Source organism: Geodermatophilus sp. TF02-6 (assembly GCF_003319115.1).
In the GTDB taxonomy this organism is placed as follows: domain Bacteria; phylum Actinomycetota; class Actinomycetes; order Mycobacteriales; family Geodermatophilaceae; genus Geodermatophilus.
Genome location: NZ_QOHF01000005.1, coordinates 1 through 26368, shown reverse-complemented (window position 1 = coordinate 26368; position 26368 = coordinate 1). Strand labels below are relative to the sequence as shown.

The following is a 26368-nucleotide window of genomic DNA, read 5'->3' as shown; positions in this document are numbered from 1 at the left end:
GAGGGCTCACCCACCATGGCCGCCGAGGCTCCCGACACGACGGCCCGGCCGGCACCGCCCGAGCAGATCCGGGCGGTGCCGGTCCGGCACCCGGGCCGCTGGATCGCCGCCGCCGTCATCGCGGTGCTGGCGGCGATGTTCGTCCACATGCTGGTCACCAACCCGGTGTTCCAGTGGGACTTCATGCTCGACAACATGTTCAGCCCGCCCGTGCTCCGGGGTGCGCGGACGGCGCTGGTCATGACCGTGCTCGCCATGGTCCTCGGCGTGCTGCTCGGCGTCGTCCTGGCCGTCATGCGGCTCTCGACCAACCCGGTCGTCTCCGGCGCGGCCTGGGCCTACATCTGGTTCTTCCGCGCCGTCCCCCGCTACGTGCTGCTGTTCTTCATCGCCAACCTCGGCGCGCTCTACGCCACCTACGAACTGGGCATCCCGTTCGACCGGCAGCTGATGGGCCTGTTCGGGTTCGAGGGCGACTGGCGCTTCCTCGGCTTCGACGGCAACCAGATCTTCACCGGCTTCTTCGCCGGGCTGCTCGGGCTGGCGCTGTCCGAGGGCGCCTACATGGCCGAGATCGTGCGGGCCGGCATCCAGTCGGTCGACCCCGGCCAGGCCGAGGCGGCGCACGCGCTGGGCATGAGCCGCGGCCGGACGATGCGCCGGGTCGTGCTCCCGCAGGCGATGCGGGTGATCATCCCGCCGACGGGCAACGAGACCATCGCGATGCTCAAGGACACCTCGCTGCTCATCGCCGTCCCGGTGACCACCGAGCTGAACTTCCAGCTGCGCGCCATCGGGGCCCGGACCTTCCAGATCATCCCGATGGCCGTCGCCTCGATCCTCTGGTACCTGGCGCTGACCAGCCTGCTCATGATCGGCCAGTACTTCCTCGAGCGACGGTTCAGCCGCGGCTTCGGCGCGCGGGAGACCCGCGCCCAGCGGGCCGCCCGCCGGGCCGCCGACGTGGGGGGGTCGCATTGAGCGCCGCATCCGGGGTCGCCCCGTCGTCGATGGTGCGGGCCGAGGGGGTGCACAAGTCGTTCGGCTCCGTGCAGGTGCTGAAGGGCGTCGACCTGGAGGTCGCCCCGGGCGAGGTGGTCTGCGTCATCGGCCCGTCGGGCTCGGGCAAGTCCACCTTCCTGCGCTGCGTCAACCACCTGGAGAAGATCGACGCCGGCCGGCTCTGGGTCGACGGCCACCTGGTCGGCTACCGCGAGCGGGGCGGCAAGCTGCACGAGCTGCGGGACAGGGAGGTCGCCGCGCAGCGGCGGGACATCGGCATGGTGTTCCAGCGGTTCAACCTCTTCCCGCACATGACCGCCCTGGAGAACGTCGTCGAGGCGCCGACCGGGGTGAAGGGGCTGCGCAAGGACGCCGCCCGCACCCGCGGCGTCGAGCTGCTCGAGCGGGTGGGCCTGGGCGAGCGGGTGCACAACTACCCCAACCAGCTCTCCGGCGGCCAGCAGCAGCGGGTGGCGATCGCCCGGGCGCTGGCGATGGAGCCCAAGCTCATGCTGTTCGACGAGCCGACCTCGGCGCTCGACCCCGAGCTGGTCGGCGAGGTCCTCGACGTCATGCGCGAGCTCGCCGAGTCGGGGATGACGATGGTCGTCGTCACCCACGAGATGGGCTTCGCCCGCGAGGTCGGCGACACCGTCGTCTTCATGGACGACGGCGTGGTCGTCGAGGCCGGCGACCCGCGCCGGGTGCTCACCGACCCGCAGCACCCCCGCACCCGGGCGTTCCTGTCGAAGGTGCTCTGACCCGGGAGGCACCACTGCAGTGCGCGGACGGGCGGGGACGGGGGCCGGGAAGACCCGCGTCCGTCCCGGCCCCCGGCGTTCTACCACCCTGGTGCTACGCGGGTAGCATGGGGGTGTGAAGCTCAGTGTCAGCCTGTCCGAGGAGGACGTCGCCGCCCTCGACGAGTACATCCGCACCGCTGGGCTGCGGTCCCGCTCGGCCGCCCTGCAGCACGCCATCCGCCTGCTCCGCCACCCCGACCTGGAGCAGGACTACGCCGCCGCGTGGGACGAGTGGGAGTCCTCCGGCGAGGCAGCCGCCTGGGAGGCAGCCACCGCGGACGGGCTGACCGGTGCTCCGAGGTGAGGTCCGGCTGACCGACCTGGAACCCACCCGCGGCAGCGAGGCGAACAAGCGTCGACCGGCGGTCGTCGTGAGCAACGACCGCGCCAACGCGGCCGCCGCACGATCGAGCCGGGGTGTGGTCACCGTCGTCCCGGTGACCAGCAACACCGAGCGCATCTTCCCGTTCCAGACCCTGCTGCGAGCCGACGAGACCGGTCTCCGCCTCGACTCCAAGGCCCAGGCGGAGCAGGTGCGGTCGGTGGCCGTCGAGCGCGTCGGTCCGGTCCTGGGTCGGCTGCCGGCGCGCGTCATGGCCGAGCTCGACGACGCGCTGCGGCTGCACCTGCAGCTCTAGGGTCGCTGGACGCGTCCTCGCTGACCGTGCCCGGCGGGCGGCCGGCGACGGGCTGCGCACCCGGGTCGGCCCGCTGCCCGAGCGGCAGGGGGTGTGGGCGGGGGTGTGGCGGCCGGTCGCCGGCGTCCCGTCGTCCGGGGGCGCGGCCGCGCCGGAGACGGTCTGGTTCGCCGCCGGCTGACCCGGCCCCCTTCCAGGGCACCGCCCCGAGCTTGCGAGGGGTGGGGAGGAAGGGCGCCCCCCTGCAGGGTCCCGACGCGAGCTTGCGAGCGGCGGGGGGCAGGGGGTCCTTCCTCAGTCCATCGCGTCGCCGGCGATCTGACCGGCCGGCGGCAGGGGGGAGCGGACCACCGGGCGCACCCGGCGCGCCGAGGCCAGCCGGTCGGTGTAGCTGGCCGCGTTGCCGCGGATGTGCGCCAGGTCGTCGTCGGTGGCCTGGCGGACCACCCGGGCCGGGACGCCGGCCACGAGCGAACCCGGCGGCACCCGCGTGCCCGGGGGGACGACCGCGCCCGCGGCGACGATCGAGCCGGACCCGATGTGCGCGCCGTTCATCACCACGCTGCCCATGCCGACCAGCACGTCGTCGTCCACCCGGGCCCCGTGCAGGACCACCCGGTGGCCGACCGTGACCCCCCGCCCGACGACCAGCGGGAACCCGGGGTCGGAGTGCAGGGTGCTCCCGTCCTGGACGTTGGAGCCCTCGCCGATCTCGATGACCTCCGAGTCGGCCCGCGCGACCGCGCCGTACCAGATGCTCGACCGCGGCCCCATCGTCACGGCGCCGACGACGACCGCCGTCGGCGCGACGAACGCCTCGTCGTCGATCTTCGGCGCTCCGAACGGCAACTCGGCGATGTAGTTCTCGGCCACGAGGTCAGCACAGCACAGGGCCGTCGGGCACGCACCCACCCCTTGCACGGCAGACTCGCCGCATGCCCGCACCCCTGCCCCTGCTGCCCACCGCGATCGTCGGCAGCCTCCCCCAGCCCGGCTGGCTGATCGACCGGGAGCGGCTGGCCCACCAGTTCCCGCCGCGGGTGCGGGCGCGCGAGCTGTGGCGGGTCGCTCCCGAGCTGCTCGAGGAGGCCCAGGACGACGCGACGCTGCTGGCCGTCCGGGCGCAGGAGGACGCCGGGCTCGACGTCCTCACCGACGGCGAACAGCGCCGCGAGTCCTACTCCAACCACTTCGCCACCGCCCTCGACGGCGTCGACCTCGACACCCCGGGCACCGTGCTCAACCGCTCCGGCACGCCGATCCCCGTCCCGCGGGTCGTCGGCGAGATCCGCCGGCGCGGACCGGTCCAGGTCCGCGACGTGCGGTTCCTGCGCGAGCACACCGACCGCACCGTCAAGGTCACGCTGCCCGGGCCGTTCACGATGGCCCAGCAGGCGCAGGACGACCACTACCGCGACGACCGCGCCCTGGCGCTGGCCTACGCCGACGTCGTCCGGGCGGAGATCGCCGACCTGTTCGCCGCCGGCGCCGACGTGGTCCAGATCGACGAGCCGTGGCTGCAGGCGCGCCCGGAGGTCGCCCGGCGGTACGGCGCGGAGGTGGTGTCCCGGGCGCTGGAGGACGCGGCCGGGCCGACGGTGCTGCACGTGTGCTTCGGCTACGCGGCGATGGTCGCCGAGCGGCCGGAGGGCTACTCCTTCCTGCCCGAGCTGGCCGACACCCCCGTCGGCACGGTCTCGGTGGAGACCGCGCAGTCGCACCTCGACCCCGCCGAGCTGCGGCCGCTGCGCGGCAAGGGCATCGCCCTCGGCGTCCTCGACCTGTCCACGCCCGAGGTGGAGGCGCCGGAGGTGGTGGCCGACCGGGTGCGGCGCGCGCTGGACGACGTGGACGTCGAGAAGCTGGTGCTCTCCAGCGACTGCGGCCTGAAGTACCTGCCGCGGGCCTCGGCCGAGGGCAAGATGCGCTCGCTCGCGCAGGCCGCGGAGCTCCTGCGCGCCGAGGTGTGAGGCGCCGCCGCGGTCACCGGACGCGGCGCGCCCCGGCGTAGCCCGCCATGTCCACGCTGGTCACCGCCACCGGGACGCCGAAGGTGCGGGCGTGCACCATCTGGCCGTCGCCGAGGTAGATGCCGACGTGGCTGACCGGCGAGTAGAAGTACACGATGTCGCCGGGCTGCAGCGCCGAGCGGGCGACCGGGACCCCCAGCTGCGACTGGGCGCGGCTGGAGTGCGGCAGCGTGATGCCCGCCGCGGCGTAGGCGAAGCTGGTCAGCCCCGAGCAGTCGAAGCCGTCGGGCCCGGACGAGCCCCACACGTACGGCTTGCCCACCTGGGCCAGCGCCGCCTCGACGACCGCGCCCACGGCGTCGCTGGGCGCGGCGGCCACGACCGACGCGGGATCCGGCGGCGGCAGCGCCGGCCCGGCCAGCGTGGTGGTGACGACGGCCTGCTCGGCGGCCGACAACCGGGAGAAGTCGGCCTGGTAGGCGTCGGCGCGGGTCTGCACCTCGTCCTGCTGGCGCTCGAGCTCGGCGAGCGCGGTGGCGGCCTGGGCAGCGGCGGCGTCCGCGTCGGCCTGCGCCTGCTCGGCCGCCCGCTGGGCCGCCGACACCTCGGCGAGCAGCCCCTCGGTGTGGGCGGCGATGAGGTCCAGCGTCGTCATCTGCGCGACGACGTCGGCCGCCGAGCCGGAGGTGAGGAAGGCGGCCAGCCGCGACTGCGACGTCCCGGAGGTCTGCGCGATCGCCCGCAGCTGCGGCGCGTAGACGGCCAGCGCGGCCCGGGCCCGGTCGGCGGCCTGCGCGGCGGCGGCCGCGGCCTGCTGCTGCTCGGCGACGGTCAGCTGTGCCTGGTGGACCTGCTCGTCGAGGTCGGTGAGCTGCTGACCGGTGTCGGCCACCAGCCGGGCGGCCTCGTCCGCGGACGACGGGGTCGCGCTCGCCGGCGCCGGCGCCAGGACCACGGCGGCCAGGACCACGGCGAGCACGGCAGCGACGGCGAGCGCGGCACCGGGCCCGCGCCGGTTCGTCGTCCGCCCGTGCTGCATCGCCGCCCCCCTCGCCGCGCCGCACCCGGTGCTCCGGACGCGTCTTCCCGCAACGTAGGGATGCCGAGCCTCCGGGTACGGGTCGGCGCGCGGACCTCGGCCGGTCGGGAGGGTGCACCCGTCACACCGGTCCCAGCGGCCTCCGGCGCCCCGCTCGACGCCGGTCCGCGTCGGCCCCGTCGATCAGCGGCGGGGCGGCGCCGACCCCGACGGCGTGCGGTCGGGGGCCAGCGGCACGAGGAGGTCGGCGACGACGCCGGTGACGAAGGCGTACCCGGCCTTCCAGCCGACGTCGACGACCTGGTCGCGGCGGGACCAGGTCCACGGCGGCGCGCCGGTGCCGGTGGCGTTCTCCAGCGTCTGGTCGGTGGCCAGCCGCACCGAGGTGTGCCAGGCCGAGGCGCGCCAGCCCCGCAACCCGCTGGCCGACCACACGCCGCGCAGCGACCCGACCAGCGCCCCGGTGCCCCAGTGCACGAGGCGGTTGCGCACCGGTGGGCGCGCGGACCCCGGCAGCCGGCGTCGGGTCGTCAGCGCGGTCAGGGTTCGGGCCGGCACGTAGGAGCTCGGCCGGTGCGTCACCGACTGCTCGACCCCGTCCCCGAGCCCTCGGCCCCGTCCCGGGTCCCGCCCCGAGCCTGCGAGCGGTGGGGAGGACGGGGTCCTTCCTCAGCCGGCCAGGGGCTCCGGGGCGTCGAGCCCGGAGAGGCGCTCGAGGTCGCGGACGACGGCGCCGAGCTCGGCGGCGGTCCACGGCTGGCAGCAGTCGCAGCCGTCGCGGTGGGTCACCAGGCCGAGCAGCCCCTCGGCCTGGTCCTCGGCGAGGGCCAGGGAACCGGTGGCCGGATCGCGGTGGCAGACGCAGCCGGAGGCGCACGGCCCCAGGCCCCAGCCGGACACCACGACCGCGTTCCCGTCCTCGCGGACCTGGCCCACCTGGAAGATCGACGGCCTGCGACCTCTGGTCACGGGAGTCCTCCCTCTCACGGACCTCGGCAGCGCTCCGAGGCGGCTGCGACCAAGAGTAGGGGCTCATGTGCGGGTGGTCACTGCTCAGGATCCGGTCGAGCCCCACCCGGCTCAGCCGGCACACGCGCCCCGCGACCGGTCGGTGCTCCCGGCGGCGTCAGCTGGCCGGCGACACCGAGCTCATGTTGAAGTCCGGCACCCGCACCGGCGGCATCGCCGCTCGGGTGAACCAGTCGTTCCACTCCCGCGGCAGCGTCCGCTCGGTCCGGCCGGCCTCGGTGATCCGGGCCAGCAGGTCGACCGGCGACTCGTTGAACCGGAAGTTGTTCACCGCGCCGGTCACCTCGCCGCCCTCGACGAGGAAGACGCCGTCGCGGGTCAGCCCGGTGAGCAGCAGCGTCTGCGGGTCGACCTCGCGGATGTACCAGAGCGTGGTCAGCAGCAGCCCGCGGTCGGTGGCGGCCACCATCCCGTCCTGGGTGGCGGTGGCCCCGGGCAGCTCGAGGACCAGGTTGTCCACGGCGGCCACCGCCGGCGCCGACGTCCTGGCCGCCCACGCCCGGGGCCGGACCAGGTTGGCGAGCACGCCGTCGCGGATCCAGTCGACCGCCGGCGTGGCCATGCCGTTGTCGAACACCGAGGCCGCTCCGGAGGACCTGCTCACCACCTGGAACGGGTGCGCCTCCAGGCCGGGCGCGAACGGGTCGCTGCGCAGGGTCAGCGGCAGGCCGGCCAGGCGCTCGCCGATCCGGTTGCCACCCCCGGGCTTGGCGTAGACGTTGCGGCCCTCGTCGGCGTCGCGGGCCTCCATCGTCCAGTACGCGTAGATCAGCAGGTCGCTGACCGCGGACGGCGGCAGCAGCGTCTCGTACCGGCCGGCGGGCAGCTCCACCCGGCGCTGCGACCAGCCCAGCTTGCGCTCGACCTCGGCGGCGAGCCGGTCGACGTCCACGTCTGTGAAGTCGCGGGTGCCGACGCCGGCCCACACCGAGCGGCTGTAGTCGGTGCTCTTGCCGTTGAGCTCCACCCGGCCGCTCGGCTGGTCGTGGCGCAGCCGCAGCCCGGTCGACGTCCCGAGGTAGGTCGACTCCATCGCGTGCTCGGCGTAGCCGAACAGCAGCTCGTCCCGGCCGCGGGCCGCGCGAAAGGCCTCCCCGAGGGCGGGGGCGAAGTCGGCGAAGACGGCGATCGAGGTCTCCGCGGGGTCGCCGTCCCAGTCGCCGGCGCCCGGGGGCGCCTCGCTGACCAGCGGCATCGCGTCCTCGGCGGGGCCGGCGTCGCGGGCGGCCTGCTCACTGGCGGCGACCAGCTCCTCGACGTCGGGGTTGCCGGAGCGCGCCACGGTGCCCGCCGCCGTGCCGGTCCCGCCGTCGACGAACGAGACGACGACGACCTGCCGGGAGCGCATCGCCCCGTTGGTGGTCAGGCTGTTGTTCGCCCAGCGCAGGTTGGCCTGCGAGCCCTCCACGACGAAGGCGACCTGCCCGTCGGCCGTGGAGGCGGCGAGCGCCTTCTCCACGAGCTCCTGTGGCTTGAGCTGGGTCATCGCCCGGCCTCCTGCACCGTGTTGAGGATGTTCACGTTCTCGAACACCGCCACCGGGCAGCCGTGGCTGACCGGGGCGACCTGCCCGGGCTGCCCCTTGCCGCAGTTGAACGCCCCGCCGAGCACGTAGGTCTGCGGCCCGCCCACCACGGCCATCGAACCCCAGAAGTCCGTCGTCGTCGCCTGGTAGGCCACGTCGCGCAGCTGCCCGGCCAGCCGGCCGTTCTCGACCCTGTAGAACCGCTGGCCGGTGAACTGGAAGTTGTAGCGCTGCATGTCGATCGACCAGCTCTTGTCGCCGACGACGTAGATGCCGCGCTCGACCCCGCCGAGCACCTCCTCGACCGAGGGGCCCCCGGGCGCCGGCTGCAGCGAGACGTTCGCCATCCGCTGGATCGGCACGTGCAGCGGCGAGTCGGCGAACGCGCAGCCGTTGGACCGCGGCAGCCCGCGCAGGTGCGCCATGTGCCGGTCGACCTGGTAGCCGACGAGCACGCCGTCGCGCACGAGGTCCCACCGCTGGCCGGCGACGCCCTCGTCGTCCCACCCGACCGTGGACAGCCCGTGCGGGGCGGTGCGGTCGCCGGTGACCTGCATGAGCTCGGACCCGTAGCGGAGCGTGCCCAGCTTGTCCACGGTGGCGAACGAGGTGCCGGCGTAGGCCGCCTCGTAGCCCAGCGCGCGGTCGAGCTCGGTGGCGTGCCCGATGGACTCGTGGATGGTCAGCCACAGGTTCGACGGGTGGACGACGAGGTCGTAGCGGCCGGGCTGCACCGACGGCGCCTTGGTCTTCTCGCGCAGCAGCTCGGGGATCTCGGCCAGCTCGCCGCGCCAGTCCCAGCCGGTGCCGGTCAGGTACTCCCAGCCGCGGCCGGCCGGCGGGGCGAGGGTGCGCATGCTCTCGAACGCGCCGGTGGTGCGGTCGACGGTGAGCGCGGTCAGGTCGGCCTGGACGCGGACCCGCTGCTGCCGGGTGCGGGTGCCCGCGGTGTCGGCGTAGTACTTCTGCTCCTTGACCGCCGTGCAGCCGGTCTGCACGTGCTCCACGCCGTCGGCGGCGAGCAGCTGCTCGGACAGCTCGGTGAGCAGCGCGGTCTTGTCCGCGTCGGGGACGTCGAAGGGGTCGACGTCGTAGTCGGAGACCCAGGCCGCGTCGGGGTACGCCGGCTCGGGGGCGAGCTCGACGCGGTCGCTGTTCACCGCCGCGGACACCTGGGCGACCGCGACCGCCTCCTCGGCCAGCCGGACCGCCTCGGCGGCGGTGAGGACGACGCCGGCGGCGAACCCCCAGGTGCCCTCGGCGAGCACCCGCACGGACAGCCCGAGGTCCTCGCCGTCGGCCAGCGACTCCAGCCGGGCGTCGCGCAGGCTGATCGTCTGGGTGCGGATCCGCTCCACCCGCAGGTCGGCGTGCTCGCAGCCCAGGTCGACGGCGCGGGTGAGCGCCGCGTCGGCCAGCGCCGAGAGCGGGAGGGCGAGGAAGGAGGCGTCGACGTCGCGGGGAGCCACCCGCCCTGTCTACCAGCAGGCGGTGTCGGGACAGGGCGGCCGCAGGCATGGGAAGCGATCCCCCCGTCCTGGGTGGGCCGGACGCAGGGATCGCTTCCCATGCCTGGGGTGTGGCTGGCCGGGTATCGCCGCCCCATGCCCTCGTCCCCGCCGTCCCCCGCCGACGACGTCACCCTCACCTTCGGCGGGAACGCCACCATGCTGCTGCGGATCGGCGGGTTCACCCTGCTCACCGACCCGAACTTCCTGCACCGCGGTCAGCGGGCCTACCTCGGCAAGGGGCTGTGGGCCAAGCGGCTCACCGAGCCCGCGCTGCAGCCCACCCAGCTGCCGACGCTCGACGCGATCGTGCTGTCGCACCTCCACGCCGACCACTGGGACCGCATCGCCACCCGCACCCTCGATCGGGACACCCCGGTGGTGACCACCCGGGCCGCGGCCAAGGCGCTCGACCGGCGCGGGTTCCGGGAGACCCTCGACCTCACCCCCTGGCAGCGGCACGAGATGAGCCGGGAGGGCGAGACGCTGCGGATCACCTCGGTGCCGGGCGTGCACGGGCCCGGCCCCATGGCCAAGCTGCTGCCGCCGGTGATGGGCAGCGTCCTGGAGCTGGTCCGGGACGGCGAGGTGTCGTGGCGGGGCTACGTCAGCGGCGACACGATCTTCCGGCCGTGGCTGGGCGAGGTACTGCAGCGTTGCGGTCCCCTCGACGTCCTCATCCCGCACCTGGGCGGCACCAAGGCCCTCGGTGTCACGGTCACCATGGACGGCCGGCAGGGCGCCGACCTGGTCGAGCTGCTCAAGCCGCCGGTGACCGTGCCGGTGCACTTCGACGACTACGACCGGTTCGCCTCCCCGCTGGGCGACTTCGTCCGCGAGGTGGCCGAGCGCCGGGCCCCGGGCGAGATCCGCCCGGTGGTGCGCGGCGAGACGATCTCCCTGCGGCCGTGACACCGCGATCCTCCGGATCGCACCGCGATGACATCGCGATCCTCCGGATCGCACCGCGATGACATGGCCGTCCTACGGACGGCACCACGGCCAGGTGCCTGGAAGGACCCCCTTCTCCCACCCCTCGCACGCTCGGGGCGGGACCCGGAAGGGGGCCTGCGTCGACCTCTCGGGCGGCTCGCCGTGGTCACCCGGCCAGGCGGGCGGCCCGTTCGGCGACGTCGGCCCGCAGCGCCTCGGCGTCCACGGTCGTGCAGACGCCGTCGCGCACCACCTGCCGCCCGCCCACCCAGGTGTCACGCACCAGCCGGGAGGTGCCCGACCACACCAGGTGGGTGAGCAGGTCGGCCGGGCCGAGCACCGGCTCGAAGGCCAGGTCGCCGGTGTCGACGTGCACCAGGTCGGCGCGGCGGCCGGCGGCGACCTGCCCGAGGTCGGGCCGGCCGATGGCGTCGGCGGCGCCGCCGGTGGCCAGCCAGAACGCCTCGCCCGCGGTCAGCGCGGTGGCCGAGGACTCCCGCAGCCGGGCCAGCTGCGCGGCGAGACGGACGTCGGCGAGCAGGTCCAGCCCGTCGTTGGACGCCGGCCCGTCGGTGCCCAGGCCGACCCGGACGCCCCGGTCGAGCAGAGCCCGCACCGGCGCGATCCCGCTGGCCAGCTTGGCGTTGCTGGCCGGGCAGTGGGCGACCGCGACGTCGTACTCGCGCCACAGCTCGAGGTCGCCGTCGTCGAGGTGCACGCAGTGCGCGGCCAGCACCCGCGCGCCGAGGACGTCGTGCGCGGCCAGCAGCGCCGGCGCCGACAGCCCGTGGGTGGCCAGCAGGTCGGCGTCCTCGGCGACCGTCTCGGCCACGTGCAGGTGCAGCAGCAGGCCGTGCTCGCGGGCGGCGGCCGCGGCGTCGCGGAGCACCGGCAGCGGGAGGGTGTAGGCCGCGTGCGGGCCGATCCCGTACTCGACCGTGCCGTCGCCGGGGGCCCGTCGCGCCAAGGCGACGGCGTCGGCCAGCTGCTCGGCCAACGGCGGCATCCCCGGCAGCGGCAGCAGCGGGCTGGCGACGACGGCCCGGGCGCCGGTGCGGCCGACGGCGGCGCCGATCCGCTCGGGGGAGAAGTACATCTCCACGCTGGTGGTCACCCCGCCGCACAGCATCTCCGCCGACGCCGCGGTCATCGCCGCCTCGACGTCCGACGGCGTCAGCCGCGCCTCCCGCGGCCAGATCACCTCGCGCAGCCACCGGGCCAGCGGCAGCCCGTCGGCCTGCCCGCGGAACAGCACCATCGGCGCGTGCGAGTGGGTGTTGACCAGCCCCGGCACGAGCACCCCCGTGACGGCGACCACCTCGGCGTCCCCGGGCAGCGGGGCGTCGGCGGCGGGGCCGACCCAGTCGATCGCGCCGTCGGTGACGTCGACCGCGGCGTCGGGGACGACCGTGCCGGCACGGTCGCCGACGACGACGGCCCGGGCGGTGAAGCGCTGGCGCATGCCCGGGCAACCTACCCGCGGCGGCGTGACCTCCCCGTTACCGTGGAGCGCATGTCACTGCTCGCCGCCGCTGCCTCCTCCGACTCCGGCGGCATCACCGGCTTCCTGCTCGACCTGGTCGACGAGCTGGGCGCGGTGGGCGTGGGGTTGGCCATCCTCCTGGAGACGGTGGTCCCGCCGATCCCCAGCGAGGCGGTGCTCGGCCTGGCCGGGGTGCTCATCAACGACGGCCGGATGTCGATCGTCCCGGTGGTCCTGTGCGCCACGCTCGGGTCGGTCCTCGGCGCGGTCTTCTTCTACTACGTCGGCCGGGCGCTGGGCCCGCGCCGCTCGCACGCCTTCCTCGACCGGCTGCCCCTGGTGGACACCGCCGACGTCGACCGCACCTTCGCCTGGTTCGAGCGGCACGGGCGCTCGGCGGTGTTCCTCGGCCGCATGGTGCCGATCGTGCGCAGCTTCATCTCCGTGCCCGCCGGCGTGGTGCGCATGCCGTTCGGCCAGTTCCTGCTGTTCTCCGCGGCGGGCAGCCTGATCTGGAACAGCGTGCTCATCGGCCTGGGGGTGGCGGCCGGCGACTTCCTGCAGCAGAACCTGCACTACCTGGACTACGCCGTGGTCGCGGCGTTCGTGATCGGCGTCGGGTACCTGGTCGTCAAGCGGGTCAGGGACATCCGGCGGCACCGGCGCGACCGGGCCACCCCGCAGCCCGAGGACGACGTCGACGCCGAGCGGCGGCCGGCGTGACCGCGCGCCGTCCCGAGGTGGTCGCCTTCGACGTCAACGAGACCCTGCTCGACCTCGCCCCGGTGCGCGCCGCCCTGGTCGAGCTCGGCCAGCCCGCCGACCTGCTGTCCACCGTCTTCGCCCGCACCCTGCTCACCGGCTCCGCGGGTACCGTCACGGGCACCTGGTGCCGGTTCCGCGAGGCCTTCGACGCCGCCCTCGCCCAGGTCAGCGACCTGGGCGAGGCCGACCGGTCGCGGGTCGCCGAGGCGTTCTTCGAGCTGGCACCGCACCCCGACGTGGAGCCTGCGCTGCGCCGGCTGGTCGAGGCCGGCGTCCGCGTCGTCACGCTGTCCCACGGCTCCCCCGGCGTCGCCGAGGCGGGGCTGGAGCGCGGCGGTGTCGCCCCCCTGGTGGAGCGGTCGCTGTCCAGCGAGGTGATCCGGGCGTGGAAGCCGGCCCGCGAGGTCTACCTGTGGGCGGCCGGCGTCTGCGGCGTCGCCCCCGAGCGCACGGCGCTGGTCGCGGCCCACGGCTGGGACGTGCACGGAGCGCTGCGGGCCGGCCTGACCGCCGCCTGGTTCCCGCGCAGCGAGCGGGTCTACCCCGGCGTGTTCGACCCGTCGGCGCTGGTCGCCGGCGACCTGGCCGGCGCGGTCGACGGGCTGCTGGCGCTCCCCGCCGCGTGACGGAGCCCGCCACCCCGCTGGGCCCGGCGCGGGTCACCGCCACCGGGCCGGCGGACGGCGTCGTCGGCACGCTCGTGCTCGGGCACGGCGCCGGCGGCGGCATCGACTCGGCCGACCTGCTCGCCGTCACCGCGGCCGCCGCGGCGGCCGGGTGGCGGGTGCTGCGCGTGGAGCAGCCGTGGCGGGTGGCCGGCCGGCGGATCGCGCCGGCCCCGGCGCAGCTGGACCGGGCGTGGGCGGCGGTGCTCGACGCCCTGCGGAACGGCGGAGAGCTGACCGGTCCGCTCGTGCTGGGCGGGCGCAGCGCGGGCGCCCGCGTGGCGTGCCGCTCCGCGGTCGGGCAGCAGGCCGCGGCGGTGCTGTGCCTGGCCTTTCCCCTCCACCCGCCGGGCCGGCCGGAGCGCAGCCGCGCGGCCGAGCTCACCGCGGTACCGGTGTCGCTGGTCGTGGTGCAGGGCGAGCGCGACGCCTCCGGCCGTCCCGAGGAGCTCGCCGCCGTGCTGTCCGGCCGGGCCGGGGCCTCCCTCTACGGCGTCCCCGGCGACCACGCGCTCACCGCCGCACCGGACGTCGTCGCCGTCGCGGCGGTGGACGGGCTCGGCGGGGTCGCCCGACGACGGGTGCCGTCCCCGAGCGGCCCCGCCTGACCTCAGCGGCGCAGCCGACGCACGACGAACGCGATGACCAGCAGCAGCGCGGCGACCCCCGCCAGCGGCGGCGCGTACCGGGTCAGCGCGGCGCCGCCGGCGACCTCGAGCAGGTCGATCGGCTCGGGCTCGGCCGCCGGCGCCGGCCGGGACGGCATCGCCGCCGGAGTGGTGGGGGCCGTCGGCGTGGCCGGCGCGGGCGCACCGAACTCCGCCGCCGGAGCCGTGCCGGTCGCCGCCGGGGCGGTCTCGGCCGGGGTGACGTCGGCCGGGGCGGTCTCGGCCGGGGTGACGTCGGTCGGCGCCGGCGCCGTGCCGGTGGACGCCGGGGTCTGCGTGGCCGGGGCCTGCGCGGCCGCGCTCTCCGGCGCCGGGGCGGTCCCGGTCGAGGCCCGGTCCGCCGCGGCCGCGGCCGTCTTCTTCGCCGACGCCGCCGTCTTGCGGGCCTTCTTCGCGACGGCGTTGTCCCCCGGCACCTGCTCGACCGAGGCGGCGACCTCCTCGACCGCGCCGGCGGCGGCTGCCGCCGCCTTCTTCGCGGGCGCGGCGGTCTGCGGCGCCGCCTCGGTCGCGCCGCCGCCCAGCTGGGCGGCCAGCTTGTCGGCGAACTGGCCGAGCAGCTTGTTGCCGACGTCGGTCATGACCCCGCGGCCGAACTGGGCCGGCCGGCCGGTGATGTTCAGGTCGGTCAGGACGTCGACCCGGGTGTTCGACCCCTCGGACGCGAGGTTGGCGGTGATGACGGCGGCGGCGGTGCCGTTGCCGCGCTGGTCCTTGCCCTTGGCGTCGATGACCGCCCGGTGGGCCGCCTCGTCCTTCTCCACGAACGAGCCCTTGCCCTGGTAGGTCAGGTTGATCGGGCCCAGCTTGACCTTGACCCGGCCGGTGAACGAGTCGCCCTCGACCGAGTCGAGCGCGGCGCCGGGCATGCAGGGTGCGATCTGCTCGACGTCGAGGAGCACCCGCCAGGCCTCGTCGACGGGGAGGGGAACGGTGAACGAGTTCTCCAACTGCACGGACGACCTCCAGCGCTCCAGCGATCCGCCTTGGCCCCGTCCAGGGGCCCGCCCCGAGCGCGCGAGGGGTGGGGGGGACGGGGTCCTTCAAGCTACAGCCCTGCGGCGGCGCTCACCGCGCGGCGGGTCAGCACCTGGGCCAGGTGCTGGCGGTAGTCGGCCTGGGCGTTCAAGTCGCTGCTCGGGCTGGTGCCCTCGGCGGCCGACCGCGCCGCGGCGGCGATCGCGTCCGGGCTGGCCGCGGCGCCGGCCAGCGCGGCCTCGGCCGCCGAGGCCCGCAGCGGCGTGGGGCCCATGTTGGTCAGCCCGATGCGCGCCTCGGCGATGTGCCCGTCCTCCCGGCGCACTGCCGCGGCCACCGCCACGATCGACCACGCCTGGGCCACCCGGTTGAACTTCTCGTAGCGCATCCCCCAGTCCCCGGCCAGCTCCGGGATCCGCACCTCCACGAGCAGCTCCCCCTCCTCCAGGGCGGTGGTGAGGTAGTCGACGAAGAACTCCGCCGCGGGCACGGTGCGTCGTCCCTCCGGGCCGGCGATGACGAACTCCGCGTCCAGGGCCAGGGCCACCGCCGGCAGGTCACCGGCCGGGTCGGCGTGGGCCAGCGCGCCGCCGAACGTGCCGCGGGCGCGGACCTGCCGGTCGGCCACGGTCTCGGTCGCCTCGGCGACCAGCGGCGCGTACTGCTGCACGAGCGGGTCGCGGATCACGTCGGAGTGGGTCGTCATGGCCCCGACGACGATCGCGTCCCCGTCGTCCCGGACGCCGCGCAGCTCCGCGACCCGGCCGAGGTCGACCACCGTCTCCGGCGCGGCCAGGCGCAGCCGCATGACCGGGATCAGCGACTGCCCCCCGGCGAGGATCTTGACGTCGTCCCCGCCGTCGGCGATGGCCTGCAGCGCCTCCTCGACCGTGGTGGGGCGGGCGTACTGGAACGGAGCGGGGATCATGGCTCGACTCCTTCGTCGTCTCGGCGGATCACCGGTCACCTCCGAGGGCGGACTGGGGGGTGGACACGCCGGCGGTGGACTCGGTCTGCGCCCCGCCGTAGGCGTTGGTGCCGGCGGTGGCGCGGTCCCCGCCGTCCCCGCCCTCGTGGACCGCCCGCCACACCCGCTCCGGGGTCAGCGGCATGCGGATGTCGCCCACCCCCAGGTGGCGGACGGCGTCGAGCGCGGCGTTGACCACCGCCGGGGTGCTGGCGATCGTGCCGGCCTCGCCGACGCCCTTGGCGCCGATCGGGTTGCCCGGCGCGACGTGGACGGTGTTGTCGGTCTCGAAGTGCGGCAGGTCGGCCGCCGAGGGGACGAGGTAGTCGACGAAGCTGCCGGTGGTCAGGTTGCCGTCGGCGTCGTAGACTGCCTCCTCGTACAGCGCCTGGGCGATGCCCTGGGCCAGGCCGCCGTGGATCTGCCCCTCGACGATGAGCGGGTTGACGATCGTGCCGACGTCGTCCACGCACGCGTACTTCCGGATGCGCACCATGCCGGTCTCGGTGTCGACCTCCATCGCGCACACGTGCGTGCCGTGCGGGAAGGAGAAGTTGACCGGGTCGAAGGTGGCGTCGGCGTCGATGGAGGGCTCGACGTCCTCCGGGTAGTCGTGCGCCGCGAAGACCGCCAGGGCGATCTCCTGGATGCCGAGCTCGGCGCCCGGCGTCCCGCGGACGGTGAACTTCCCGCCGGAGAACTCCAGGTCGTCCTCGCTGGCCTCGAGCAGGTGCGCGGCGACCTTCCGGGCCTTGGCGACGACCTTCTCCGCGGCCTTGACCACGGCCGTGCCGCCGACGACCAGCGAGCGCGAGCCGTAGGTGTCCATGCCCTTGGGCGCCACGGCGGTGTCGCCGTGCAGCACCTCGACGTCCTCGAACGGGACGCCGAGCTGATCGGCGACCAACTGGCTCCACGCGGTCTCGTGGCCCTGCCCGTGCGGGGTGGAGCCGGTGACCACCTCGACCTTGCCGGTAGGCAGCATCCGGATGGACGCCGACTCCCAGCCGCCGGCGCCGTAGGACAGCGAGCCGAGCACCCGGGACGGCGCCAGGCCGCACATCTCGGTGAAGGTGGAGAAGCCGATCCCCAGCTGCACCGGGTCGTCCGACTCCCGGCGGCGCCGCTGCTCCTCGCGCAGCTCCTCGTAGCCGATCAACTCCAGCGCCCGCTGCGTGGCGGCCTCGTAGTCGCCGCTGTCGTACTCGAGGCCGGCGACGGTGGTGAACGGGAACTCGTCAGCCCGGATCCAGTTCCTCCGCCGCACCTCGAGCGGGTCCAACCCGAGCTCGACGGCGAGCTCGTCCATGATCCGCTCGATCGCGAAGGTGGCCTCCGGGCGGCCGGCGCCGCGGTAGGCGTCGGTCGGCGTCTTGTTGGTGAAGACGCCGTCGCACTCGAACCGGTAGGCCGGGAACTTGTAGATCCCGGGGAACATGAACGCGCCGAGAGCGGGCACGCCGGGAGTGATCAGCCGCAGGTAGGCGCCCATGTCGGCGAGCAGCCGCACCTTCAGGCCGCGCACCGTGCCGTCGCGGTCGGCGGCGACGTCGACGTACTGGATCTGGTCGCGGCCGTGGTGGGCGCTCATCAGCGACTCGCTGCGGGTCTCGGTCCACTTGACCGGCTTGCCCAGGCGCCGGGCCACCAGGAGGGCGAGCACCTCCTCGGGGTTGACCTGCAGCTTGCCGCCGAAGCCGCCGCCGACGTCGGGGGCGACGACGCGCAGCTTGTGCTCGGGGATGGCGGTGATCATCGCCAGCATCACCCGCAGGACGTGCGGGATCTGGGTCGCCGACCACATCGTGTAGTTGTCGCCCTGGGGCGAGACGACGACCGAGCGCGGCTCCATGAACGCGGGGATGAGCCGCTGCTGGACGAACCGGCGGCTGACCACGACGTCCGCGTCGGAGAAGGCCGCGTCCGTGTCGGCCCCGGTGCCCGCCTCGCCGGCGTCGAAGACGAAGTGGTAGCTGGTGTTGGACTCGATGTGGTCGTGGCACAGGTCGGCGTCCTGCGCGACCGCCTGCTCCATGTCCAGCACCGGCGGCAGCGGGTCGTAGTCGACGTCGACCAGCTCGACGGCGTCGGCCGCGGCGGTCCGGCTGCGGGCGACGATGACGGCGACCGCCTCGCCGACGTGGTTGACCTCCTCGACCGCGATCGAGGGGTGGCCGGGGTTGACCATCTCCGGCGTCACCGGCCACGCGCAGGGGATCGAGCCCTGCTCCTCGGCGAGGTCCCGGCCGGTGAGGACGGTGACCACCCCGGGGGCCTGCTGCGCCGCGCTGACGTCGATGCCGGTGATCTTGGCGTGGGCGACCGGGCTGCGGACGAAGGACAGGTACAGCATCCCGGGCAGGACCGTGTTGTCGGTCCAGGTGGTCCGGCCGGTGATCAGCCGGGCGTCCTCCTTGCGGCGGCGGGCCCGGCCGACCTCCTTGGCCGGAGCGAGGTCGGCGGCGTCCTCGGTGATGGTCATGCCTGCGCTCCCGCGGTCTGGGTGGCGGTGGTCTCGGTGGCGGTGGTCTCGGTGGCGGTGGTCTCGGTGGTGGTGCCGGCCATCTGGCCGGCGGCGTGCTGCACGGCCCGGACGATGTTCTGGTAGCCGGTGCAGCGGCAGAGGTTGCCCTCGATGCCCTCGCGGACCTCGTCCTCGCTGGGGTCCGGGTTCTCCCTCAACAGGTCGATCGAGGCCATGATCATCCCGGGCGTGCAGAAGCCGCACTGCAGGCCGTGCATCTCGTGGAAGGCCTTCTGCACCGGGTGCAGCTCGCCGTCCTGGGCGATGCCCTCGATGGTGGTGACCTCGCCGCCGTCGGCCTGCACGGCCAGCACGGTGCAGGACTTCACGGCCGCGCCGTCGAGGTGGACGGTGCAGGCGCCGCAGTTGCTGGTGTCGCAGCCGACGACCGTGCCCACCTTGCCCAGCTGCTCTCTCAGGTAGTGGACCAGCAGGGTCCGGGGTTCGACGTCGTCGGTGTAGGACACCCCGTCCACCCGCACGTTGATCTGGGTCACCGGTCCGCCTCTCTGCAGGGTTCGTGTGGCTCGGGACACAGGGCCACCTGCGCGGAGTGTGTCAACGGGATCGCAGCCCAGTCCACGCCAACCCACACGGCGACGGCGGCCCGATCCGCGTCTGCACCACCGGGTCGGGAAGGGTCTCCGCATCCGCGGAGGGCTGTTCGGAGTTGCGTCCGGGGCTGCGTCGGGCGGCAACGTTGCAGCGGCGTTGCAGCGGCGTTGCAGCCTCGCCGGTGGCGCGGGGCAGGGCCTGCTGGAGGGCCCGCGTCGGGTGAGTAGTCAGGTGAGCCTCAGAGGAGCAGCCGACCCGCGTGGTCGCCCTCGGCTGGGACGACGCCGAGACGGCGCTGGAGGACCAGATCCTGATCAGCGCCTTCTCCAGCGGGTCGGCGCTGGGCATCGGGTACGCCCTGGACGACGCCGTCCCGCTGTTCGCCGACGCGCTGTGACCCTCGCGGCCCCGTCCTCCTCGCCGCTCGCAGGCTCGCGGCGGTGCCCGGGAGGGGGCCGGGAGCAGGAGGGTCCTCTCTCAGTGCACGCGCAGCGGCGCGCGGGGGGTGCGGCGCAGCCGGTGCAGGTGGGCGGCGACCGCGGGCCGGCTGGGTGCGCCCGGCGGCAGCAGGTCCAGGCAGACCGCCCAGACCGCGACGTCGTCGCGGGCCTCGGGCAGCCGGCTGTAGCGCAGCAGCAGCTCCGGACGCCGGCTACCCAGCACCGCCCACCGCAGCGAGGCGGCCAGGCGCTCCCGGGCGGCGACCACGCCCGGCGCGGTGGAGCGGGGCAGCACCGCCCCGGCGTAGCGCTCGAGCGCCGGCCCGACCGCGCCGCGGGCGAGCAGCCGCCGCACCTGTTCGAGGTCGGTGTCCAGCCGGCCGGTCAGCCGGTAGGGGCGGGAGCCGACGAGGTCGGCGCCGAGCAGGCGGCGCAGGCGGGACAGCTCGGCGCGGACGGTGACGGCCGCGGCGTCACCGGCGTGGCACTCGGCGGCCAGCTGCTCGGCGGTGCGCCCGCTGCCGGTGGCGGCCGCCTCGGCCAGGAGCAGCAGCAGTTCCGAGTGGCGCAGGGAGAGCTCGAGCGGGCCGGCCGGCAGCACCAGCCGGGCCCGCTCCCGACCGAGGACCTCCAGCCGGGGGGCCGGGCGCGGGGCGGGCGGCGGGCTCCCCGACCGGCCCGTCGTCTCGCGGTGCAGCCAGCGCAGCTCGGACTCCACGGCCGCGACCGTGGCCCGGACGAGGGTGAGCACCTGCGGGCTGGCCACGTGGTCGCCGCCGGTGACGTCGATGGCGCCGAGCAGCTCCCCGGTGACCGGGTGGTGCACCGGCGCGGCCGAGCAGCTCCACGGCTGCACCGACCGGCGGTAGTGCTCGCTGCCGTAGATCTGGACGGCGTGGTCGAGGGCCAGCGCGGTCCCCGGGGCGTTAGTGCCGGCGACCTCCTCGGCCCACCGGGCGCCCTCGACGAAGTGCATCGCCTCGGCCCGCGCGCGCAGCCGCCGGTCACCCTCCACCCACAGCATCCGGCCGGCCGCGTCGCTGACCGCGACGATCATCCGGTCGGCCTCGGCGTCCTCGACCAGCAGCCGGCGGATCACCGGGACCACCGGGGCCAGCGGGTGCGCGGCGCGGTAGGCGAGCAGGTCGTCGTCCAGCAGGTCGACGGGGGGCGCGCTGCCGTCGGGGTCGACGCCGCTGCCGAGGCTGCGCCGCCAGGAGTCCCAGACGACGGCGCGCACCTGGCCGCGCGCCGGCCGCCCGCCGCGGGTCACCAGCGCCTCGTGGGCGGCGCGCAGCCGGCGGGTGAGCGCCGCGTCCGGTCGGCCGTCGGGCAGCGCGAGCCACGGGTTCGGCGCGGTCACGGCGTCGTCCGCGGGCTCGGGCTCATGGCCAGCACATCGTGACCGCTGTTCCCCGTTTCCACCAGCGAACGGTCCGCCCGTCGACGATCGGCTCAGCCGGTCGCGCGGCGTCCGAGCTCACCGCGGGACGTGGGCCGGGACGCCTCCGGGGGCCCGGGCGGCGGGCCGGCCCGACCGGGGGCGGCGCGGCGGGCAGCAGCGCCCGCGGGTCCCGCGCGCGCAGCGCCCCCCACCACAGCCCGGCGCCGTAGCCGAGGTCCTCCAGCCGCCGGGCGACGGCGAAGCGCAGCGGCCCGACCCGCCGGCGGTGCGGCCACCAGGCGAGGACGGCGTCGGCGACGGCGGCCGCGGCGATCCGGCGACGGGCCCGGCGGGAGACGACGGCGGCGACCAGCGCGAGCGGCCAGTGGTGCCGGGTGGCGCTGCGGGCCAGGGTGCGCCCGGCGGCGGCGCTGCCCCGCAGCACGAGGACGACGGCCAGCCCCACCGGCGGCGGCTGCCCCGGGCGGGCCAGCCGCCGGGCCAGCCGGGCACTGGCGGCGGCGAGCACACCGGCGGCGGCGACCGCCCCGGCGCGCCGTCCGGTCAGCGCCAGCGCCCAGGCCGCCGCCGACCAGGGCGAGACGACCACCGGGGCGACCGCGGAGCCGTGCCGGGCGGCCAGCAGGGCGGCGCCGGTGCCGTAGAAGACGCGGCGGCGCAGCCACGCGGCGGTGGTCGTCGGGTGCTCGTGGGCGACCGCGGCGGCCGGTTCGTAGCGCACCCGCCAGCCGGCCGCGGTCAGCCGCCAGACCAGGTCGACGTCCTCGGCGACCCGCATCGCCTCGTCGAACCCGCCGCCCAGCGCCCGGCGGCGGGCCAGCAGCGCGGCGCTGGGCAGGTAGGACACCGCCGTGCCGGGGGCGACCGGCGCCGGCGATGGGCCCATGTCCAGCGCGCTGACCGCCGCCTCGTAGCGGTCCACCCACCCCTTGAGGGGCCTTCGTGGCCACTTCGGCCCCTGGCGGGGCGGGCGAAGTGGCCACGAAGGCCGCTCCCCGGTCTCGAGGGCGGTGATCCGGGGCGCGACCACGGCCAGGCGCGGGTCGGCGGTGTGGCGGGCCAGCACCGTCGTCCAGCCGGGCCGGGGCACGCAGTCGGAGTCGAGGAAGGCGACCAGCTCGGTGGCGGCCGCCCGGAGCCCGGCGTTGCGGGCGGCGGCGGGGCCCCGGCTGACCCCGTGCCGCACCACCCGCGCGCCGTGCCGCGCGGCGGTCGCCGTCACCGCGGCCGGGTCGGCCGAGCCGTCGTCGACCACGACCACCGGCACGGTCGCGGTCGCCGGGTCGGCCCGCAGCGCCGCCAGCAGCCGCGCCAGCCCGGCGGGGCGGTCCTTGACCGGGACGACGACGGTGAGGTCCGCGGGTCGGTCGTCGACGAGCTGGGGGGAGGCCAGGCCGGCGTCGAGCAGCCGGGCGGCCAGCGCCGCGGTGGCCGTGTTGGTGACGACGAGCCGGTCGCCGGTCAGCAGGTCGCGGGCGCGGGGCAGCAGGCGCAGCAGCCGCAGCGGGGAGCCGCCGAGCAGCGCCGTCCCGCCGTCCCGGCGCCGGGTGCGGGGGTCCAGCCGGACGGTGAAGCCGTCGGGCAGCCGGTCCGGCGGCGGCGGAGCCACCGGCGCTCGCCCGCCCGCCCCGGAGCTCATCCCGCGGCGAGCACCTCGGCCGTCCCCATGCCGGCGACAGTAACCGCGCTCAACCCCGCAGCCGGCCGGCGGGGTCGACGTCCCACGCCAGGACGGCGTCGGCCAGCCGCTGCGCCATCCCGGCCAGCAGCTCGGCCCCCTCCTCGGCCGAGGCGCCGGTCGGGTCGCCGAGCACGCCGGTGGGGCTGACCGCGCGCACCCCCTCGGCGCGCAGCCGGGGCAGCAGGCCGGCGATCGGTGTGGTCTCCCCGGCGACCGCCCGGTCGGAGCGGACGAGCGTCGGTTCCACGTGCAACGCCAGGGAGGTCTCGGTGCGCCCGGCGTGCGCGTCGGCGCCGGCGACCCCGCAGGGGAACCAGGCGACCTCCCGCCCCTCGGCGCGCAGGCACGCACCGGCCGTGCGCAGGGCGTCGAGGTTGCCGCCGTGCCCGTTGACCAGCACCAGCCGGTCGGCCCAGCGGCAGGCCGAGCGGCCGTACTCGACCAGCAGGCCGGTCAGCGCGTCGGTGCCGATCGAGACGGTGCCGGGGAAGTCCTCGTGCTCGCCGCTGGCGCCGTAGGCCAGCGCCGGGGCCAGCAGCACGCCGTCCGGGACCCTGCCGTCCGGGACCCTGCTGTCCAGGACGTCGACGGCGGCCTCGGCGACGGCGCAGGCCACGGTGGTGTCGGTGCCCAGCGGCAGGTGGTGTCCGTGCTGCTCGACCGCGCCGAGGGGGACCAGCAGCAGTGGGCGTCCGGTCAGGTCGGGCCAGACGGCACCCGCCAGCGAGCTCACCGGCCCCACCCTAGTGAGACCCCGGTGAGGACCCCGTCCCCCCACCCCTCGCAGGCTCGGGTCGGTGCCCGGACGGGGCCGAGCCTCGGGACGGGGTCCTCGTACTACTCCGTCGTCCGGAAGACCCGCGCCGCCAGGGTGACCAGGCCGAGGGTGATGACGGCGACGGCGAGCAGCTGCACGCCGACCGGCACCGGCCAGCCGAACCACGTGACGACCGGCAGCAGCCGCTCACGCTCGGCGGCCGACAGGTCCAGGTGGTCGAGGGTGAGGTGGCGCATCGGCTGGACGACGTAGGTGAGCGGGTTGAGCCGGGTCAGGACCGCCAGCCAGCCGGGCAGTCCCGAGATGGGGAACAGCGAGCCCGACAGGAACATCATCGGCATGATCAGCAGCTGGCTGACCGGCATCGCCGTCTGGATGCTGGAGATGCGGGTGGACAGCAGCACGCCCAGGGCGGTGAGCAGCATCGCGCCGAGGAACAGGCAGCCGATCAGCTCCAGCAGCAGCACCGGGTCGTAGGGGATGCCGACGGTGCCGGCCAGGGCCAGCAGGACCAGGCTCTGCCCGGTGGCGACGACGGCGCCGCCCAGGCACTTGCCCCAGATGATCGAGGCGCGCGAGATGGGGGCGACCATCATCTCGCGGAGGAACCCGAACTCGCGGTCCCACACCAGGGAGATCCCGGCGAACGCGGCGGTGAACAGCACCGACGTGGCCAGCACGCCGGGGAAGAGGAAGGTGCGGAAGCTGGTGCCGCCGCCGGTGTCGACGATGCTGCCCAGCCCGGTGCCCATCACGAAGACGAACAGGATCGGCTGCAGCAGCATCGTCACCATGCGGGCCCGGTCCTGCTTGAAGCGCAGCAGCTCCCGCCGCGTGACGACCCAGGTGGCGCGCAGCTCGTGCGCCAGGTCGCTGCGGACCTCGGGCAGCCGGCCGCGCGCCGGGGCGGGCGGGACGGCGGTTTCGCGGGCGGTGTCGCGGATGGTCATGTCTGGTCCTCTCCGGCGCAGCCGGTCATGTCATCGCTCCCGGCGGAGCCGGCCACGTCATCGCTCCCGGCGCAGCCGGCCACGTCATCGCTCCCGGCGCAGCCGGCCACGTCATCGCTCCCGGCGCAGCCGGCCACGTCATCGCTCCCGGCGCAGCCGGCCACGTCATCGCTCCCGGCGGAGCCGGCCACGTCATCGCTCCCGGCGGAGCCGGCCACGTCATCGCCTCCCGGCGAACGGGGGCGTGCGCGTGTGCTGCGGACCCTCGGAGTCGCGGATGGTGCGGCCGGTGTAGGTCAGGAAGACGTCGTCGAGGCTGGGCCGGGTGACGGTGACCGACCGGATGCCCACGTCGAGCTCGGTGAACAGCCGGGGGACGACCTGCGCGCCGTCCGCCGCCGCCAGGGTCACCTGCCCTTCGTGGACGCCGGCCTCGATGCCGAGTCGTTCGCGCACGCGGGCGATCGCCAGCTCGTCGTCGTCGGTGCGCAGCGCGATCCGGTCGGTGCCGACGCTGGACTTCAGCGCCTCCGGGGTGTCCTCGACGACGATCTCGCCGTGGTCCATGATCGCGATGCGGTCGCAGTGCTCGGCCTCGTCCATGTAGTGCGTGGTGACGAAGACGGTGATCTCCGTCGTGCGGCGCAGTTGGTGGAGGTAGTCCCAGATGGCGGCGCGGGTCTGCGGGTCCAGCCCGATGGTGGGCTCGTCGAGGAAGAGCACCTGCGGGGCGTGCACGAGGCCGCGGGCGATCTCCAGTCGGCGCTTCATGCCGCCGGAGAACTTGGCCACCGTGTCGCGACGGCGGTCGGCGAGCGCGACCATGTCGAGCACCTCGGCGATGCGGCGCTCGGCCTCGGCCCGGGAGAGCCCGTAGAGCTCGGCGTGGAAGCGCAGGTTCTGCTCGGCGGACAGCTGCAGGTCGAGCGTCTGCTGCTGGAAGACCAGGCCGATCCGCCGGCGCACCTCCTCCCGCTGGCGGACGACGTCGTACCCGGCGACCCGCGCGGTGCCCGAGGTGGGGTTGCGGATGGTGCACAGCATCTCGATGGTCGTCGACTTGCCCGCGCCGTTGGGCCCGAGGAAGCCGTAGGTCTGGCCGGCCTCGACGCGCAGGTCGATGCCCTTGACCGCCTCTACCACGGTGGAGCCGTTCGGATAGCTCTTGGTCAGCCCGGCGACCTCGATCGCCGGTCCTGTCCCGGTGTACGGCACGGGACAAGGCTTCTCTAACACCGTTAGAGTGTCAAGCGTGACGGTGACGGGCGCGGCGGCGGCGGAACGGACCCGGGTGACCCGCGCGGCGGTCGTGGACGCCGCGCTCGCCCTGCTCGCCGAGGGCGGCCTGGAGGCGGTGTCGTTCCGGCGGGTCGCCGCCCGCCTCGGCGTCGCCGGGCCGACGCTGTACTGGCACGTGGACAACAAGCGCCAGCTCATGGACCTCATGGCCGAGGAGCTGCTGCGCCGGGCGGGCGTCGACCACGCCGGCCCGGCGCCGGACCAGCCGTGGTGGGAGTGGCTGCGCGACGACGCCACCCGCATGTTCTCCGCGCTGGTCGCGACCCGGGACGCCCCGCGGGTGCTCGCGGGCAACCGGCCGAGCCGGGACAGCTTCGCCCAGCTGGAGCGCTCGCTGGCGGTGCTGGTCGGGGCCGGCCTGCGCCCGGTCGACGCCCAGCGGGTCCTGTTCACGATCGGCTCGTACGTCATCGGCGCCGCGACCGAGTGGCAGGCGGAGGCCGAGCGCAGCCGCACCGCACCGACGCCGGTCGCCCACGACGGGCGGGAGGCGGCCCGGCGGCAGCGGGCGCTGGCCGACCAGCCGCTGCTGCTGTCGGCGATCACCGACCTGGTGCGGCTGCCGCACACCGCGACCTTCGAGTTCGGCCTGGACCTCCTGGTCGAGGGGCTGCGCGCCCGATTCGCACCCGTCGGCTAGTACTACAGGGCTACAACCTGGAGCCTGAGTCGTCGTCGGAAGTGATGGCGGCGTGCGTCGGCTTGGTGCTCGCGACGATAGGTCGACCATCGTAGAGCCGTGTGGATCCGCCGTTTTCGCTGG

27 protein-coding genes are annotated in these 26368 nt (G+C 75.3%); 11 read left to right on the top strand and 16 right to left on the bottom strand.

The features are described 5' to 3' along the window. Positions 1-15: 15 nt before the first annotated feature. From DQ238_RS06155 to DQ238_RS06140, 4 genes are all read left to right on the top strand, one after another. Positions 16-981, top strand: coding sequence for an amino acid ABC transporter permease (locus DQ238_RS06155; RefSeq protein WP_113780431.1), 966 nt, complete (start codon positions 16-18; stop codon positions 979-981). Positions 982-1010: 29 nt separating this feature from the next. After that, complete coding sequence (locus DQ238_RS06150) at positions 1011-1763, top strand: amino acid ABC transporter ATP-binding protein (protein ID WP_113780430.1); 753 nt, start codon at positions 1011-1013, stop codon at positions 1761-1763. Positions 1764-1878: 115 nt separating this feature from the next. Next, positions 1879-2109 (top strand): ribbon-helix-helix domain-containing protein, encoded by a 231-nt coding sequence (locus DQ238_RS06145; protein WP_113780429.1) that lies wholly within the window; start codon positions 1879-1881, stop codon positions 2107-2109. Then, positions 2096-2443 carry a type II toxin-antitoxin system PemK/MazF family toxin gene (locus tag DQ238_RS06140; protein WP_113780428.1) on the top strand — a complete coding sequence of 116 codons (348 nt, stop codon included), beginning with the start codon at positions 2096-2098 and terminating at the stop codon, positions 2441-2443. The genes DQ238_RS06145 and DQ238_RS06140 overlap by 14 nt, the downstream gene beginning before the upstream one ends. 294 nt (positions 2444-2737) lie before the next feature. On the opposite strand, the gene DQ238_RS06135 is transcribed toward DQ238_RS06140, so the two are convergent. After that, complete coding sequence (locus DQ238_RS06135) at positions 2738-3316, bottom strand: gamma carbonic anhydrase family protein (RefSeq protein ID WP_113780427.1); 579 nt, start codon at positions 3314-3316, stop codon at positions 2738-2740. 62 nt (positions 3317-3378) lie between these two features. Here DQ238_RS06135 and DQ238_RS06130 point away from each other — a divergent pair, with 62 nt between their 5' ends. Continuing rightward, positions 3379-4413, top strand: coding sequence for a uroporphyrinogen decarboxylase family protein (locus DQ238_RS06130; RefSeq protein WP_113780426.1), 1035 nt, complete (start codon positions 3379-3381; stop codon positions 4411-4413). 13 nt (positions 4414-4426) lie between these two features. On the opposite strand, the gene DQ238_RS06125 is transcribed toward DQ238_RS06130, so the two are convergent. From DQ238_RS06125 to DQ238_RS06105, 5 genes are all read right to left on the bottom strand, one after another. Further along, the gene (locus tag DQ238_RS06125) at positions 4427-5452 is read right to left on the bottom strand and encodes a C40 family peptidase (protein WP_113780425.1); all 1026 of its coding nucleotides are present in this window, start codon (positions 5450-5452) and stop codon (positions 4427-4429) included. Between the two features lie 183 nt (positions 5453-5635). Next, positions 5636-6034 carry a hypothetical protein gene (locus DQ238_RS06120; RefSeq protein ID WP_113780424.1) on the bottom strand — a complete coding sequence of 133 codons (399 nt, stop codon included), beginning with the start codon at positions 6032-6034 and terminating at the stop codon, positions 5636-5638. Positions 6035-6121: 87 nt separating this feature from the next. Next, on the bottom strand, positions 6122-6421 hold the full coding sequence (locus DQ238_RS06115; protein ID WP_113780423.1) for a hypothetical protein: 300 nt from the start codon (positions 6419-6421) through the stop codon (positions 6122-6124). A gap of 157 nt (positions 6422-6578) precedes the next feature. After that, positions 6579-7967 carry a metallopeptidase TldD-related protein gene (locus DQ238_RS06110; RefSeq protein WP_113780422.1) on the bottom strand — a complete coding sequence of 463 codons (1389 nt, stop codon included), beginning with the start codon at positions 7965-7967 and terminating at the stop codon, positions 6579-6581. Further along, complete coding sequence (locus DQ238_RS06105) at positions 7964-9475, bottom strand: TldD/PmbA family protein (protein WP_113780421.1); 1512 nt, start codon at positions 9473-9475, stop codon at positions 7964-7966. The genes DQ238_RS06110 and DQ238_RS06105 overlap by 4 nt, the downstream gene beginning before the upstream one ends. 135 nt (positions 9476-9610) lie before the next feature. Here DQ238_RS06105 and DQ238_RS06100 point away from each other — a divergent pair, with 135 nt between their 5' ends. Further along, positions 9611-10426 carry an MBL fold metallo-hydrolase gene (locus DQ238_RS06100; protein ID WP_113780420.1) on the top strand — a complete coding sequence of 272 codons (816 nt, stop codon included), beginning with the start codon at positions 9611-9613 and terminating at the stop codon, positions 10424-10426. 187 nt (positions 10427-10613) lie between these two features. Here the strand turns inward: DQ238_RS06100 and DQ238_RS06095 are convergent, their stop codons facing one another. Continuing rightward, positions 10614-11909 carry an amidohydrolase family protein gene (locus DQ238_RS06095; RefSeq protein WP_113780419.1) on the bottom strand — a complete coding sequence of 432 codons (1296 nt, stop codon included), beginning with the start codon at positions 11907-11909 and terminating at the stop codon, positions 10614-10616. Positions 11910-11960: 51 nt separating this feature from the next. Here DQ238_RS06095 and DQ238_RS06090 point away from each other — a divergent pair, with 51 nt between their 5' ends. The 3 genes from DQ238_RS06090 to DQ238_RS06080 are packed head-to-tail and all read left to right on the top strand — an operon-like array spanning position 11961 to position 13968. After that, entirely contained in the window at positions 11961-12653 is a 693-nt protein-coding gene (locus DQ238_RS06090; protein WP_113780418.1) for a DedA family protein, read from the top strand. Further along, entirely contained in the window at positions 12650-13321 is a 672-nt protein-coding gene (locus DQ238_RS06085; protein WP_113780417.1) for an HAD-IA family hydrolase, read from the top strand. The genes DQ238_RS06090 and DQ238_RS06085 overlap by 4 nt, the downstream gene beginning before the upstream one ends. Further along, entirely contained in the window at positions 13318-13968 is a 651-nt protein-coding gene (locus DQ238_RS06080) for an alpha/beta family hydrolase (RefSeq protein WP_113780416.1), read from the top strand. Before DQ238_RS06085 ends, DQ238_RS06080 begins: the two co-directional genes overlap by 4 nt. A 2-nt stretch (positions 13969-13970) precedes the next feature. On the opposite strand, the gene DQ238_RS06075 is transcribed toward DQ238_RS06080, so the two are convergent. The 4 genes from DQ238_RS06075 to DQ238_RS06060 form a co-directional block, all read right to left on the bottom strand. Beyond that, positions 13971-14984: an SRPBCC family protein gene (locus tag DQ238_RS06075; RefSeq protein ID WP_113780415.1), complete on the bottom strand. Its 1014-nt coding sequence runs from the start codon at positions 14982-14984 to the stop codon at positions 13971-13973. 92 nt (positions 14985-15076) lie between these two features. Next, on the bottom strand, positions 15077-15934 hold the full coding sequence (locus DQ238_RS06070; RefSeq protein WP_113780414.1) for a xanthine dehydrogenase family protein subunit M: 858 nt from the start codon (positions 15932-15934) through the stop codon (positions 15077-15079). 28 nt (positions 15935-15962) lie between these two features. Then, a complete protein-coding gene (locus tag DQ238_RS06065) occupies positions 15963-18455 on the bottom strand; it encodes a xanthine dehydrogenase family protein molybdopterin-binding subunit (protein WP_113780413.1) in 2493 nt (830 codons plus the stop codon). Beyond that, positions 18452-18994, bottom strand: coding sequence for a (2Fe-2S)-binding protein (locus tag DQ238_RS06060; RefSeq protein ID WP_199506166.1), 543 nt, complete (start codon positions 18992-18994; stop codon positions 18452-18454). The genes DQ238_RS06065 and DQ238_RS06060 overlap by 4 nt, the downstream gene beginning before the upstream one ends. Positions 18995-19311: 317 nt before the next feature. On the opposite strand from DQ238_RS06060, the gene DQ238_RS06055 reads away from it, so the two are divergent. Continuing rightward, positions 19312-19449 (top strand): hypothetical protein, encoded by a 138-nt coding sequence (locus DQ238_RS06055; protein WP_199506179.1) that lies wholly within the window; start codon positions 19312-19314, stop codon positions 19447-19449. An 80-nt stretch (positions 19450-19529) separates the two neighbouring features. Here the strand turns inward: DQ238_RS06055 and DQ238_RS06050 are convergent, their stop codons facing one another. The 5 genes from DQ238_RS06050 to DQ238_RS06025 all read right to left on the bottom strand — a co-directional run bounded on the left by DQ238_RS06050 (position 19530) and on the right by DQ238_RS06025 (position 25521). After that, the gene (locus DQ238_RS06050; protein ID WP_113780411.1) at positions 19530-20855 is read right to left on the bottom strand and encodes a GAF domain-containing protein; all 1326 of its coding nucleotides are present in this window, start codon (positions 20853-20855) and stop codon (positions 19530-19532) included. Positions 20856-20877: 22 nt separating this feature from the next. After that, positions 20878-22536 (bottom strand): mycofactocin biosynthesis glycosyltransferase MftF, encoded by a 1659-nt coding sequence (mftF, locus tag DQ238_RS06045; protein WP_113780410.1) that lies wholly within the window; start codon positions 22534-22536, stop codon positions 20878-20880. Positions 22537-22585: 49 nt separating this feature from the next. Next, on the bottom strand, positions 22586-23311 hold the full coding sequence (gene mftE / locus DQ238_RS06040) for a mycofactocin biosynthesis peptidyl-dipeptidase MftE (RefSeq protein ID WP_113780580.1): 726 nt from the start codon (positions 23309-23311) through the stop codon (positions 22586-22588). Positions 23312-23415: 104 nt separating this feature from the next. Next, a complete protein-coding gene (locus DQ238_RS06035; RefSeq protein WP_113780409.1) occupies positions 23416-24306 on the bottom strand; it encodes an ABC transporter permease in 891 nt (296 codons plus the stop codon). 219 nt (positions 24307-24525) lie between these two features. Then, positions 24526-25521: an ATP-binding cassette domain-containing protein gene (locus DQ238_RS06025; protein ID WP_113780407.1), complete on the bottom strand. Its 996-nt coding sequence runs from the start codon at positions 25519-25521 to the stop codon at positions 24526-24528. A gap of 37 nt (positions 25522-25558) precedes the next feature. On the opposite strand from DQ238_RS06025, the gene DQ238_RS06020 reads away from it, so the two are divergent. After that, a complete protein-coding gene (locus DQ238_RS06020) occupies positions 25559-26245 on the top strand; it encodes a TetR/AcrR family transcriptional regulator C-terminal domain-containing protein (protein WP_199506165.1) in 687 nt (228 codons plus the stop codon). Positions 26246-26368 lie beyond the last annotated feature (123 nt).

Excerpts from the sequence above, each read along its gene's own strand:
- DQ238_RS06150 (WP_113780430.1), top strand. The coding sequence starts at position 1,011 with ATGGTGCGGGCCGAGGGGGTGCACAAGTCGTTCGGCTCCGTGCAGGTG.
- DQ238_RS06065 (WP_113780413.1), bottom strand. The coding sequence starts at position 18,455 with ATGACCATCACCGAGGACGCCGCCGACCTCGCTCCGGCCAAGGAGGTC.
- DQ238_RS06110 (WP_113780422.1), bottom strand. The coding sequence starts at position 7,967 with ATGACCCAGCTCAAGCCACAGGAGCTCGTGGAGAAGGCGCTCGCCGCC.
- DQ238_RS06155 (WP_113780431.1), top strand. The coding sequence starts at position 16 with ATGGCCGCCGAGGCTCCCGACACGACGGCCCGGCCGGCACCGCCCGAG.
- DQ238_RS06070 (WP_113780414.1), bottom strand. The coding sequence starts at position 15,934 with ATGATCCCCGCTCCGTTCCAGTACGCCCGCCCCACCACGGTCGAGGAG.
- DQ238_RS06095 (WP_113780419.1), bottom strand. The coding sequence starts at position 11,909 with ATGCGCCAGCGCTTCACCGCCCGGGCCGTCGTCGTCGGCGACCGTGCC.
- DQ238_RS06035 (WP_113780409.1), bottom strand. The coding sequence starts at position 24,306 with ATGACCATCCGCGACACCGCCCGCGAAACCGCCGTCCCGCCCGCCCCG.
- mftF (WP_113780410.1), bottom strand. The coding sequence starts at position 22,536 with ATGAGCTCCGGGGCGGGCGGGCGAGCGCCGGTGGCTCCGCCGCCGCCG.
- DQ238_RS06090 (WP_113780418.1), top strand. The coding sequence starts at position 11,961 with ATGTCACTGCTCGCCGCCGCTGCCTCCTCCGACTCCGGCGGCATCACC.
- DQ238_RS06125 (WP_113780425.1), bottom strand. The coding sequence starts at position 5,452 with ATGCAGCACGGGCGGACGACGAACCGGCGCGGGCCCGGTGCCGCGCTC.
- DQ238_RS06130 (WP_113780426.1), top strand. The coding sequence starts at position 3,379 with ATGCCCGCACCCCTGCCCCTGCTGCCCACCGCGATCGTCGGCAGCCTC.
- DQ238_RS06100 (WP_113780420.1), top strand. The coding sequence starts at position 9,611 with ATGCCCTCGTCCCCGCCGTCCCCCGCCGACGACGTCACCCTCACCTTC.